General features: G+C 69.4%; 14 protein-coding genes. 6 read left to right on the top strand and 8 right to left on the bottom strand.

Translation table 11 applies throughout. The features are described from left to right. Nucleotides 1-137 precede the first annotated feature (137 nt). The 3 genes from ACFWMR_RS20140 to hisH all read right to left on the bottom strand — a co-directional run bounded on the left by ACFWMR_RS20140 (nt 138) and on the right by hisH (nt 1,935). Nucleotides 138-485, bottom strand: a complete 348-nt coding sequence (locus tag ACFWMR_RS20140) for a DUF1330 domain-containing protein (RefSeq protein ID WP_378379438.1) — start codon at nt 483-485, stop codon at nt 138-140. A gap of 79 nt (nt 486-564) precedes the next feature. Beyond that, complete coding sequence (gene priA, locus ACFWMR_RS20135) at nt 565-1,302, bottom strand: bifunctional 1-(5-phosphoribosyl)-5-((5-phosphoribosylamino)methylideneamino)imidazole-4-carboxamide isomerase/phosphoribosylanthranilate isomerase PriA (RefSeq protein WP_378379437.1); 738 nt, start codon at nt 1,300-1,302, stop codon at nt 565-567. A gap of 9 nt (nt 1,303-1,311) precedes the next feature. Further along, a complete protein-coding gene (gene hisH / locus ACFWMR_RS20130) occupies nt 1,312-1,935 on the bottom strand; it encodes an imidazole glycerol phosphate synthase subunit HisH (RefSeq protein ID WP_093932710.1) in 624 nt (207 codons plus the stop codon). A gap of 135 nt (nt 1,936-2,070) precedes the next feature. Between hisH and ACFWMR_RS20125 the strand changes: the two genes are divergently transcribed. The 3 genes from ACFWMR_RS20125 to ACFWMR_RS20115 all read left to right on the top strand — a co-directional run bounded on the left by ACFWMR_RS20125 (nt 2,071) and on the right by ACFWMR_RS20115 (nt 4,205). Further along, nucleotides 2,071-2,250, top strand: coding sequence for a hypothetical protein (locus tag ACFWMR_RS20125; protein WP_378379436.1), 180 nt, complete (start codon nt 2,071-2,073; stop codon nt 2,248-2,250). A gap of 72 nt (nt 2,251-2,322) precedes the next feature. After that, entirely contained in the window at nt 2,323-3,495 is a 1,173-nt protein-coding gene (locus tag ACFWMR_RS20120) for an acyl-CoA dehydrogenase family protein (RefSeq protein ID WP_378379435.1), read from the top strand. A 41-nt stretch (nt 3,496-3,536) separates the two neighbouring features. Beyond that, nucleotides 3,537-4,205, top strand: a complete 669-nt coding sequence (locus ACFWMR_RS20115) for an NIPSNAP family protein (protein ID WP_378379434.1) — start codon at nt 3,537-3,539, stop codon at nt 4,203-4,205. On the opposite strand, the gene ACFWMR_RS20110 is transcribed toward ACFWMR_RS20115, so the two are convergent. Genes ACFWMR_RS20110 through ACFWMR_RS20100 form a run of 3 tightly spaced genes read right to left on the bottom strand, consistent with a single transcriptional unit; the run spans nt 4,191 to nt 6,216 of the window. Continuing rightward, the gene (locus tag ACFWMR_RS20110; protein ID WP_378379433.1) at nt 4,191-4,619 is read right to left on the bottom strand and encodes an NUDIX hydrolase; all 429 of its coding nucleotides are present in this window, start codon (nt 4,617-4,619) and stop codon (nt 4,191-4,193) included. The genes ACFWMR_RS20115 and ACFWMR_RS20110 overlap by 15 nt on opposite strands. Before the next feature lie 9 nt (nt 4,620-4,628). Beyond that, the gene (locus tag ACFWMR_RS20105; protein ID WP_378275896.1) at nt 4,629-5,519 is read right to left on the bottom strand and encodes a transketolase family protein; all 891 of its coding nucleotides are present in this window, start codon (nt 5,517-5,519) and stop codon (nt 4,629-4,631) included. A 4-nt stretch (nt 5,520-5,523) separates the two neighbouring features. Next, nucleotides 5,524-6,216: a transketolase gene (locus tag ACFWMR_RS20100; protein ID WP_093932716.1), complete on the bottom strand. Its 693-nt coding sequence runs from the start codon at nt 6,214-6,216 to the stop codon at nt 5,524-5,526. 52 nt (nt 6,217-6,268) lie between these two features. Between ACFWMR_RS20100 and soxR the strand changes: the two genes are divergently transcribed. Both soxR and ACFWMR_RS20090 read left to right on the top strand, forming a co-directional pair. Then, nucleotides 6,269-6,730 carry a redox-sensitive transcriptional activator SoxR gene (gene soxR, locus ACFWMR_RS20095; protein ID WP_005155287.1) on the top strand — a complete coding sequence of 154 codons (462 nt, stop codon included), beginning with the start codon at nt 6,269-6,271 and terminating at the stop codon, nt 6,728-6,730. 45 nt (nt 6,731-6,775) lie between these two features. Beyond that, nucleotides 6,776-7,324, top strand: coding sequence for an RNA 2'-phosphotransferase (locus tag ACFWMR_RS20090; protein ID WP_378379432.1), 549 nt, complete (start codon nt 6,776-6,778; stop codon nt 7,322-7,324). Here ACFWMR_RS20090 and ACFWMR_RS20085 read toward each other — a convergent pair. Beyond that, nucleotides 7,321-8,193 carry a hypothetical protein gene (locus tag ACFWMR_RS20085; RefSeq protein WP_378379431.1) on the bottom strand — a complete coding sequence of 291 codons (873 nt, stop codon included), beginning with the start codon at nt 8,191-8,193 and terminating at the stop codon, nt 7,321-7,323. The two genes, ACFWMR_RS20090 and ACFWMR_RS20085, sit on opposite strands and share 4 nt — an antisense overlap. Nucleotides 8,194-8,239: 46 nt before the next feature. Continuing rightward, nucleotides 8,240-8,812, bottom strand: a complete 573-nt coding sequence (locus ACFWMR_RS20080; RefSeq protein WP_093932719.1) for a TetR/AcrR family transcriptional regulator — start codon at nt 8,810-8,812, stop codon at nt 8,240-8,242. Nucleotides 8,813-8,973: 161 nt separating this feature from the next. Here ACFWMR_RS20080 and ACFWMR_RS20075 point away from each other — a divergent pair, with 161 nt between their 5' ends. After that, a complete protein-coding gene (locus ACFWMR_RS20075) occupies nt 8,974-11,148 on the top strand; it encodes an MMPL family transporter (protein ID WP_378379430.1) in 2,175 nt (724 codons plus the stop codon). The last annotated feature ends 32 nt before the right edge of the window (nt 11,149-11,180 follow it).

Raw genomic sequence — 11,180 nt, 5'->3', positions numbered from 1 at the left:
CCTTCCTTGCGCTAGGCGCAAGGAAGGGGGCCATCATGTACTTGAGCCGCGGGCAGGAGCGGCGGTGACCGTTCGGTCAGGGTGGTCGCAAGCAGCGACACCTTTGCCTTACCCCTCAAGAGAACACGACTTACCACTCACGAGGTCTGCAGCGCCCGCAGCTCCGCCGCCATCGCCGCCGAGTCGTGGTGCGGCCCGCACCCCTCCACCAGGATCAGGTCACCGGGGATGTGGTCCGCCCGCAGACGCAGGATCTCCTGGTAGGCGGGCGACGCGTACCACTCGCGGGCCACGGCCATGCTCGGGAAACCGATCATCACGAGCGCGCCCGGCCACTCCCCTTCGAGGACCTCGACCTCGGCCCCGTGCACGAGGAACTTGCCGCCGAAGGGGTCGAGCGTGGCCTGGATCCGCTCCAGGTACTCGAGGACCTCTTCGGTCGGAGCGCCGGTGGGGCGAAGGTGGGCGATGCCGTACGCGGTCATGATGTCCTCCCAGGTTTGTCGTCCTGGAAGGAATCCTGACCGAACGAACGCGTGGCGTCGATTACCCGGGAGGTAAAGCTCAGAACTCCGCGACGGCGGCGAGCGCCTCGGGAAGGGTGAACGCGCCGGCGTAGAGCGCCTTGCCGACGATGGAGCCTTCGACACCGTCGCGGGCCAGCACGGCCAGCGCGCGGAGATCGTCCACACTGGACACGCCGCCGGAGGCGATGACCGGCGCGTCGGTGCGGGCGGCGACCTCGCGGAGCAGGTCGATGTTCGGGCCCTGGAGGGTGCCGTCCTTGCTCACGTCGGTGACGACGTAGCGCTGCGCGCCGTCGCGGTCGAGCCGGTCGAGGACCTCCCAGAGGTCACCGCCGTCCTGTGTCCAGCCGCGGGCGGACAGCCGGTGCCCGGCCTCGGTGATCCGCACGTCCAGCCCGATGGCGACGCGGTCGCCGTAGGAGGAGACGACCTTCGCGGTCCACTCCGGGTCCTCCAGCGCGGCGGTGCCGAGGTTGACCCGGCGGGCGCCGGTGGCCAGCGCGGCCTCCAGGGAAGCGTCGTCGCGGATGCCGCCGGACAGTTCCACCTGGACGTCGAGCCTCGCGACGACGTCGGCGAGCAGTTCGCGGTTGGAGCCCTTGCCGAAGGCGGCGTCGAGGTCCACCAGATGGATCCACTCCGCCCCGTCGCGCTGCCAGGCGAGCGCCGCCTCCAGCGGGCTGCCATAGGAGGTTTCGGTGCCGGCCTCGCCCTGGACGAGTCGCACGGCCTGGCCATCGGCCACATCAACGGCGGGAAGGAGCGTGAAAGTCACGCGCCCACTCTAAGCGAGGGTCTCGATCCAGTTGCGCAGCAGGTGGGCCCCGGCGTCCCCGGACTTCTCCGGGTGGAACTGCGTCGCCCACAGCGGGCCGTTCTCGACGGCGGCGACGAAGTCCTGGCCGTGGTTCGCCCAGGTCACCTTGGGTTGCTGCCCGGCGAGGCCGGAGTCCAGTTCCCAGGTCCGCGCGGCGTAGGAGTGCACGAAATAGAACCGCGTGTCCGCGTCGAGCCCGGCGAACAGCTGTGAGTCCGCGGGCGCGCGAACGGTGTTCCAGCCCATGTGGGGCAGGACGTCGGCCTCCAGTTTGTCGACCGTGCCCGGCCACTCACCGGCGCCCTCGGCCTCCACGCCGTGCTCGACACCGCGTTCGAACAGGATCTGCATGCCGACACAGATTCCCAGCACGGGACGGCCGCCGGCGAGGCGTTTGCCGATGATCTTCTCCCCCGACACCGACCGCAGCCCCTCCATGCAGGCCGAGAAGGCGCCGACACCGGGGACGACCAGGCCGTCGGCCTCCAGCGCGGCATGGGGGTCGGCGGTGACCTCGACATTGGCGCCGGCGCGCTCGACGGCGCGTTCGGCGGACCGGAGGTTGCCGGACCCGTAGTCCAGGATCACCACGCGAGGAGTAGCCACGCGCCCAGGTTAGCGGACCGGATTTTCTGCGGATTCCCTGTTTCGACCTTCACTCGACTGGGTATTAAGGCCTCCGAGTGAAAGGCCGGCGCAGGACCGCCCTGCACTTCTGGAGGAACAATGCAGGACGCGGACGAGCTGACTTGCCTGCTCGACGCCTGGCGCGAGGACATCGACAGCGTGCCTTTCCCTACCTTCGCGGAGCTGCTGATCCCGAAGCAGAAGCAGCGCTCCGCCCCCAGCGTGGCGGTCTCGGCATCGGTTCAGGTGACGAAGACCACGGGATGGCGCGATCGCTGACACTCGACTCCGGTCCGGTGTGTGGTTTTCTTCTTGGAGCCACGCCTCACCGAGCCGACCAGGAGTGACCGCATGAGCAGCAGCCCGGATCCGCGCGACTTCCTCGATCTCGACGCCGAGCTCTCCGCCGAGGACCGGGCCATCCGTGACGCCGTGCGTTCCTACGCGCAGGACCAGCTCCTGCCGAACATCGCCGATTGGTACGAATCGGGCGCCCTGCCCGCCGCCGAACTCGCCAAGGGATTCGGGCAGCTCGGACTGCTCGGCATGCACCTGGAAGGGTACGGCTGCGCCGGGACCAGCGCCGTCGCCTACGGCATCGCCTGCCGCGAACTGGAGGCCGTCGACTCCGGGCTGCGCAGCTTCGTCTCGGTGCAGGGTTCGCTGGCGATGTACGCGATCCACAAATGGGGCACCGAGGAGCAGAAGCAGGAGTGGCTGCCCAGGATGGCCGCCGGTGAGGCGCTCGGCTGCTTCGGGCTGACCGAACCGGACGCCGGCAGCGACCCCGGCGGGATGCGGACCCGCGCGGTGCGCGACGGCTCGGACTGGGTGCTGAGCGGCACGAAGATGTGGATCACCAACGGAACCGTGGCCGACGTCGCGGTCGTCTGGGCACAGACCGACGAGGGCGTGCGCGGCTTCGTCGTCCCGACGAACACACCGGGCTTCACCGCGAACGAGGTCAAGCACAAGCTGTCCCTGCGGGCCTCGCTGACGGCGGAACTCGTGCTCGATGGCGTGCGCCTGCCGGAGGCGGCGGCGTTCCCCGAGGTCCGGGGGCTGCGCGGGCCCCTGTCCTGCCTGAACGAAGCCCGGTACGGGATCCTGTTCGGCGTCGTCGGCGCCGCTCGCTCCTGCTACGAAACCGCGCTGGAGTACACGCTGAGCCGGGAACAGTTCGGCAAGCCGCTGGCCGGGTTCCAGCTCACCCAGCGCAAGCTCGCCGACCTCGTCGTCGAGGTCAACCGCGCGGGCCTGGTCGCGCTGCGGATCGGACGGCTCAAGGACGCCGGGACGCTGCACCACAACCACGTCAGCTTCGGCAAGCTCGCCAACGTCCGCTCCGCGCTGGAGGTCGCCCGGACAGCGCGTGCCATGCTCGGCGCCAACGGGATCTCGCTGGAGTACCCGGTGATGCGGCACATGTCGAACCTCGAAACCGTGCTGACCTACGAAGGCACCGAAGAGATGCACGCGCTCTCGCTCGGCCAGTCGGTCACCGGGATCGCCGCCTTCCGCTGAGCCCACCGAAACTGTCGGTGCGGGCCTCTAGGGTCCCGCGCATGACCGATTCCGCCGAGTTCCAGTCCGTCGTCGAGCTGCGCCGGTACACCCTGCGCCCCGGCCGCCGCGACGAGCTGATCGAGCTCTTCGAACGCGAGTTCGTGGAGAGCCAGGAAGCCTGTGGCATGCGCCTGTTCGGCCTTTTCCGCGAACCGGCGGAGCCGGACAAGTTCGTTTGGCTGCGCGGTTTCCGGGACATGGAGACCAGGCGGGCCGCGCTCGGGGCGTTCTACGGCGGACCCGTGTGGCGTGAACACGGCCCGGCGGCGAACGAAACGATGATCGACTCCTCGGACGTCCTGCTGCTACGCCCGTCCGGGCCGGGCTTCCCCGTTCCGGACGGCGCCGAGGGGTCCGTCGTGCTGGCGACGGTGTGCCATCCGATCGGGCCCGTCAAGGAGTTCTCCGAGCACTTCGCGGACACCGTGGCCCCGGTTCTGCGCGAATCCGGCGTGGAGACCTTCGGCCACTTCGAAACAGAGCCCGCGGAGAACACCTTCCCCCGGCTTCCCGTGAGAGAAAACGAAACGGTGTTCGTCTGGTTCGCGAAGGTCACCGAAGAACACCGAGAACTCCTCGCCAAGACGGGCGCCGAGCTGGAAAGCAGGCTCGAACGTCCGTGGCTGCAACGGGAACTGGCGCCGACAGCGCGGTCAGTCCTGCGCTGAGAGGAGGTCCGCGAGTCCATCCGGGTACAGGATCGCCTTGCCACTGGTCACGTCGGCCATCGGCAGCCAATGCACGCGCGCGCCGTCGTCGAGCACCACGCCGACCTCGTCACGCTCGTAGAACGACTTGTCGGTCAGCTCGGCGGTAAACAGGAACACGATCTCGTGCCCCGGCCTGCCTTCGAAGGTGAACACGTTCTCCAGCACGGCGATCTGCTCGACCGCGGTCAGCTCCGCCGCGAGTTCCTCCTGGAACTCGCGGTGCAGCGCTTCGGCGGCGGTCTCACCGAACTCGATCCCGCCGCCGAGCGGACGGTGGTAGGTCTCCCCTTTGGCGTTGTCGCGGCCTTCGAACACGAGAAGGTCTTCACCTCGGCGGATGACCCCGAGCGCGAGCGGGCGGATCTTCGTCATCCGGCGACGCTAGCGGAGGAATTCCTTGACCGACAAGGCGATCGAGCCGGCGTCGAGACCGTGCGCGAGATCGTGGTCGGCCATTTCGCCGTAGATCCGGACTTCGGCGTCGCGCCGGACACCGAGGGAGAGCAGCCGGTGCGGTGTCTCGGACAGCGCGCTCCCCACCGCGTGCGCGGAGGTCCCCGCGAGGTAGGGCTCGACCAGCACGACGTCGGTGCTGCCCGCGGCCTCGACGGCCGAGCGCAGCCCGGCGGCGTCGAACGGCCGGATCGTCGAGGTGTAGAGCACGGTCACGTCGAGGTCGGCGGTCGCTTCCAGGGTCCGGTCGAGCATCGGCCCGACGGCCACCACGACGCCGCGGCCGCCTTCGCGCAGCGTTTGCAGGCCGACACCCAGGTGCGGTTTCGCGTTCTCCTGCGCGGAAAGCCGGAGGTAGACCCGTCCGTTGCCCGGGATGGACTCCAGCAGCAGCCGCCGCGCCTCTTCGGGATGCCCCGGCACGTGCACGGTCCAGCCGGGCAGCGTGTCGATGAGCGCGACGTCACCGGGAGCCTGGTGCGTCCGCCCGGCCGTGGGCATGTCGTAGGACGCGCCCGAAGACACCAGCACGGCGCCGACGTCCTGGTGCCCGAGGTCGAGTTTGACCTGCTCGAAGGCCCGCTCCACGAGGAACGACGAAAAGGTGTGGACGATCGGGCGCATCCCGGCGAGCGCCAGCCCGCCCGCGGTGCTCATCATCAGTTGCTCGCGGATGCCGACGTTGAGCACCCGGTCGGGATGTTTCCTGGCGGCGAAGGCGAGCTGTGCCGCGGAGATGTCGGCGAGCACGACGGCGACGTTCGGGTCGGTGTCGAGGATCTCGGCGGCGGCGTTGAGGAACGTTTCACGCATGTCCACGGGTTCAGGCCTTTCGCTCGACGGTCGCGACCACGGCGAGCGGCCGGTCCGGATGAGGTGTGGTGAAGGCTTCGTAGAGGGCCTCGTGATCACGGCCGTCGACGGTGCGGGTGACCCAGCCTTCGACCTCGAACCGGCGAGCGATCCCGCCCGGCCAGCCGTGGGTGGCGGAGGAATTGTCGACGACGACAGCGGTCAGCTGTGGCATGCCGATGCGGCCCGCCACGGCGATGGCCTCGGAGTTGGACCCTTCGTCGAGTTCCGCGTCGCCGACGAGGGTGACGACCTTGGCGTCGCGGAAGCCCTTGGCGCGCAGGCCGAACACGGTGCCGATGGCCAGCGGGAGCCCGTGGCCGAGCGACCCGCTGGCGATCTCGGCGCCGGAGAGCCTCGCCCGGTCGGGATGGTGCCCGAGCCGGGACTCCGCCGACGTCCAATCGGCGAGTTCCTCTTCGTGGATGAAGCCCTTCTTCGTCAGGACGGCGTAGTAGGCCATCGGCCCGTGCCCCTTCGACAGCAGGAAGCGGTCGCGTCCGGGATCACGGAAGGTCTCCGGCGTGATGTCGAGCACGCGGTCGTAGAGCACCCACAGGACGTCCACAGTGGACTCCGCGGCGGCTTGATGCTTCTCGTCCCCGGTCATCAGCGAGATCAGCCGCGGCAGATCCTCGTAGCCGGTCTTGGTGTCGGTGGTCATGAACCGAGCGTGCAACCTCGACTTAGGTCGAAGTCAAGGCTAGCCTGGCGACGTGACGAGACTGGCTGAACACCTGAGCATCGGACAGGTCGCCGACCGCAGCGGCGTGCCCCACACGGCTTTGCGTTTCTACGAGGACAAAGGGCTGATCAGCTCGGAGCGCTCGGCGGGCAACCAGCGGCGCTACGCGCGGTCGGTGCTGCGCCGGATCGCCTTCATCCGCGCCGCGCAGCGGGTCGGCCTCAGCCTGGACGACATCAGCTCGGCACTGGAGACCCTGCCGAGGGACCACGCCCCCACCAAGGCCGACTGGGCACGCCTTTCGCGCGGCTGGCAGGACGAGCTCGACGCGCGGATCGACGCGTTGCAGCGCCTGCGCGACAGGCTGACCGGATGTGTCGGCTGTGGTTGCCTGTCCCTGCGCAGCTGCGGGCTCTACAACGCCGACGACCAGATGTCCCGTTTCGGCCCCGGCGCGGGCAAACTGCGCCCGGCTTCCGAGGGCGGCATCTGAATTCCGTTGCCACGCGGGGCCGGATGTGCGTCACTGGTACGCGAAATGGACAAGAAACACCTCATCCGGGCCTCGAAACGGCTCTCCCGGCATCTGCGGCACGCACCCGGCGACATCGGCATCACGCTGACTTCCGACGGCTGGGTCGAAGTCGACACGCTCTTGGCCGCCCTGCGGCGCAACGGCTTGCGTCTCACCCGCGCCGAACTCGACGAAGTGGTCGAGGGCAACGACAAACGACGCTTCGCCTTCGACGATGACGGACTGCGGATCCGCGCCAGCCAGGGCCACAGCGTCGAGGTCGACCTCGCGCTGCCCGCCGCCACCCCGCCCGACGTGCTCTATCACGGCACCGTGTCCCGGTTCCTCGACGCGATCCTGCACGAGGGGCTCCGGCCGATGAACCGGCACGCCGTGCACCTTTCCGCAAACGTCGGGACCGCGCGCACGGTCGGCGGCAGGCGCGGCGTCCCGGTCGTGCTCCTCGTCGACGCGCGGGGCATGGCGTCCGCCGGACACGAGTTCCAGGTGAGCGCGAACGGCGTCTGGCTCACCGCCGCGGTCCCGCCGGAGTTCCTGCGCCGTCTCTCCTAGGCGAGACCGTTGGCACGCAGGAGCGAGAGCGTGTTCACGGTGAACAGCCCGTTCCACTCCAGCGCGGCCGCGGGCGAATAGCTGGTGTAGTCGACCCGCCAGCCACCGTCTTCGTGCTGCCCGCCCGCCACCCGGCGCAGATCCGCATCGATGACCTCCGGCCTGAAGAGCTTCCTCGCCGGCCCGTCCGGTTCGGGGGCGAAGTCGAGCGGGCGCATCGCCTCGCCCTCGATCCCGCCGCCGACGGCGACCACGCCGTCGTCCGGGACGAACCGGCCCAGTTTCCCGGCCAGGCGCGCGTCACCCAGCGCGTCCACCAGCTTCATCGCGAAGGCCAGTACGAGCGCGTGCGGCGCCTCGTCGAGCTTCTCGATCTCGTCGAGGCAGTAGCGCGTGGCGTTCGCCAGCCAAGGATGCGCGGCGACGGCCGGATCATGCGCCGCGACGCGACGCGCGACCAGCGCGACGATCGCGGTGATCTGCAACGAGGAGACCGACGGGTCCGCGTTCGCCCAGAACGGCGCGCTGCCCGCCGGATCCGGCATCGGCAGAGCGAACGGGATCCCGCCGTCGGGCAACGAGATCGAGGCGAGCCAGTCACAGAGTTCGGCCGCGCGCGGACTTGTCGCCGGGCCGACGTCGGCGAAGACCTCGAAGGCGTGCAGCGCGCCTCCGGGCTGGCTGGTCGCGGAGCGGCAGTCGGGTTCGAGCCCGTGGCCGTAGCCGCCGTCGGGATTGCGGTATCCCTCCAGCGCGGCGAGCGCCGCCGCCGGGTCACCGTCGCGGAAAAGGACCTCGAAACGCCGCCTGTCGAGCAGGCGGGCTTGGGTGGCCATGAACGTGGCCGCGGACTTCAGATCGATGTTCATGCCGACAGGTTCGCGCGGATCGCGGCGCCTGTCTTGAACACATCGGTCACGTGGCGCGGCGGCGCGGGCGGTTGTAGAGCTTGCGGCCGACGGTGAGAAGCGTCTCGCGCAGCGTCTCGTCGTCGAGCGACGCGACCTCGGGCGAACCGCCGGCGACGGCGATCCCCGCCAGCAGCACCTGGGCCGTCACGATCGCGGTGAGATCCGGATCCGGACCGACCAGGATCTCCAGCAGCCGGTTCTTGAAGCTGGCCGAGCTGTGCACGGACTTCTCGATCGCCCGGGCGATGCCGGGGTCGCTGGAGAACAGGGCGACCAGCGAGCGGTGCCGCACCACGAGGTCGACGAAACCGTCCAGCAGATGGTCGATCTGCGCGCCGCGGGTGCGCTGGGCGCGGGCGTCATCGACGATGCCTTCCAGTTCGAGCAGCACCGGCTCGGCGACGGATTCGGTGATCTCCGCCTTCGTCTTGAAGTGGTAGTAGACGGCGGCCTTCGTGACGCCGAGGGCGTCCGCGATCATCTGCAGCGAGGTGCCTTCCACGCCGTGTTCGGTGAACAACCGCAACGCCGTGTTCAGTAGTCGCGTGCGGGTGTCCTCCGCGTGGACGACGTCCATGATCCCTCCTCGTTCAGCCGTCGGAGATTACGTCAAGCGTGCCCGTCGGGCCAAACGAGTACTAGCCGTGCGGCTAGTCACACACTTGCCGATCGGCTTGTAGGCCACTAGCCGATCGGCTAGCTTGGAATGAACCTGATCGAGTGAACGGGAGATGTTTCGTGGCCAGCTTCCTGTACCGCCTGGGCCGGTTCTCGTTCCGGCGCCGGGCACTGGTGACGGCGGTGTGGGCCGCTGTCCTGGTGGCCCTCGGCGCGGGGGCGCTGACCCTGTCCGGCCAGCTTTCGAACTCGGTGACCATCCCCGGCACCGAGTCGCAGAAGGCGATCGACCAGCTCGCGAACCGGTTCCCGGAGGCCGCCGCCGGTGGCGCGACCGCGCGCGTCGTCATCTCGACGCCCGGCGACATCACCGACGAGGCCGGGCGGGCGGCGATCACGGGTCTCGTCACCGGGCTCAAGGACGCGCCGAAGGTCGCCGGCGTGGTCGACCCGCTGCAGATGCAGTCGATCTCGCCCGACAAGCACGTCGCGCTGGCGCAGGTCAGCTATCGCGTGCCGGGCTTCGAGCTGACCGACGCCGACCGCGAAGGCCTGATGGCCGCCGCCGACGCGGCCAAGGCCGCCGGGTACACCGTGGACTTCGGCGGTGACGCCGTCCAGGCGATGCCCGCCACGAACGCCACCGAAGGCCTCGGTGTCGCCGTCGCCGCCATCGTCCTGATCATCACCTTCGGCTCGCTGCTCGCGGCCGGGATCCCGCTGCTGACCGCGCTCATCGGCGTCGGGATCGGCATGGCGGGCATCACGACGGCGTCCGGTTTCCTGGAACTGAACACGAACACGCCGGTGCTCGCGCTGATGATCGGCCTCGCGGTCGGCATCGACTACGCGCTCTTCATCGTCTCCCGCTATCGGCACGAACTGAGCATCGGCCGTGATCCGGAAGAAGCGGCCGGACGCGCCACCGGCACGGCGGGCTCCGCCGTGGTGTTCGCCGGGCTGACCGTGATCATCGCGCTGGCGGGCCTGACCGTCGTCGGCATCCCGTTCCTCGGCGAGATGGGCGTCGCCGCGGCGATCACCGTCGCCATCGCGGTCGTCATCGCGCTCACCCTGCTGCCCGCCATCCTCGGGTTCGCGGGCGGCAAATTGGCCGGTGGCAAGATCCGCTTGCGCCGCAAGGAAAGCGCGACGACGCACGGCGAGCGCTGGGCGCGTTTCGTGGCCCGGCACCGGATCCCGGTGCTGATCGCCGCGATCGCCGGGCTCGCGATCGTCGCCATTCCGGCTGCGAGCATGCAGCTCGGCCTGCCGAACGACAGCACCGCCGCACCGGACACCACCCAGCGCAAGTCCTACGACACCGTCGCCCGCAGCTTCGGCGAAGGCGCCAACGGCCCGCTGGTGATCGTCGTCGACCTCGCCGGCAGCACCGACCGGCAGGCCGCGCTCCAGCAGGCGGCCGCGGGGATCGGCGGACTCGAAGAGCGCCCGATCGTCACGCCGCCGAAGACCAACCGGGACGGCGACCTGGCGCTGCTGACCGTCATCCCGAAGAGTGGTCCGAGCAGCACCGCGACCGAAGACCTCGTCAGCGACATCCGCGGCCTGAACGCGGGACTGGGTTCGGCCACCGGCGCGTCGCTGGCGGTGACCGGCCAGACCGCGGCCAACATCGACGTCTCGGAGAAGCTCGCCGATGCGATGCTGCCGTACCTCGCGCTGATCGTCGGGCTCGCGTTCCTGTTGCTGATGCTGGTGTTCCGCTCGATCGTGGTCCCGCTGAAGGCGACGCTGGGCTTCCTCGGCTCCGTGGTCGCGACGTTCGGTGCCGTGGTGGCGGTGTTCCAGTGGGGCTGGCTCACCGACCTGCTCGGGGTGAAGACGACCGGGCCGATCATGAGCATGCTGCCGATCCTGCTGATCGGTGTGCTGTTCGGGCTCGCGATGGACTACCAGGTGTTCCTGGTGACGCGGATGCGGGAGGAATACGTCCATGGCGCCGACCCGCAGCAGGCGATGGTCACCGGCTTCCGGCACGGCTCCCGTGTCGTGGTCGCCGCCGCGCTGATCATGATCAGTGTGTTCGCCGGGTTCGTCCTCGCGGAGTCCTCGCTGATCCAATCGATCGGGTTCGCGCTGGCCTTCGGGGTGCTGGTGGACGCGTTCGTGATCCGGATGACCATCGTGCCCGCGCTGATGTCGCTGCTCGGGCGCGGCGCCTGGTGGCTGCCGAAGTGGCTGGACCGCGTGCTGCCGGATGTCGATGTCGAAGGCGAGAAGCTCGCGAAGCAGCTGGACGCTCCTGACGAGCGTGAACTGGTGCGGAGCTGAAGGACGCTTTACCCGCGTTAGACGCGGTGAAG

Origin of the sequence: Amycolatopsis thailandensis (assembly GCF_042723255.1) — a bacterium.
Taxonomy (GTDB): Bacteria; Actinomycetota; Actinomycetes; order Mycobacteriales; family Pseudonocardiaceae; genus Amycolatopsis; species Amycolatopsis thailandensis.
Note: the sequence above shows the minus strand (reverse complement) of the source record. Positions and strands in the feature narration are given on the sequence as shown.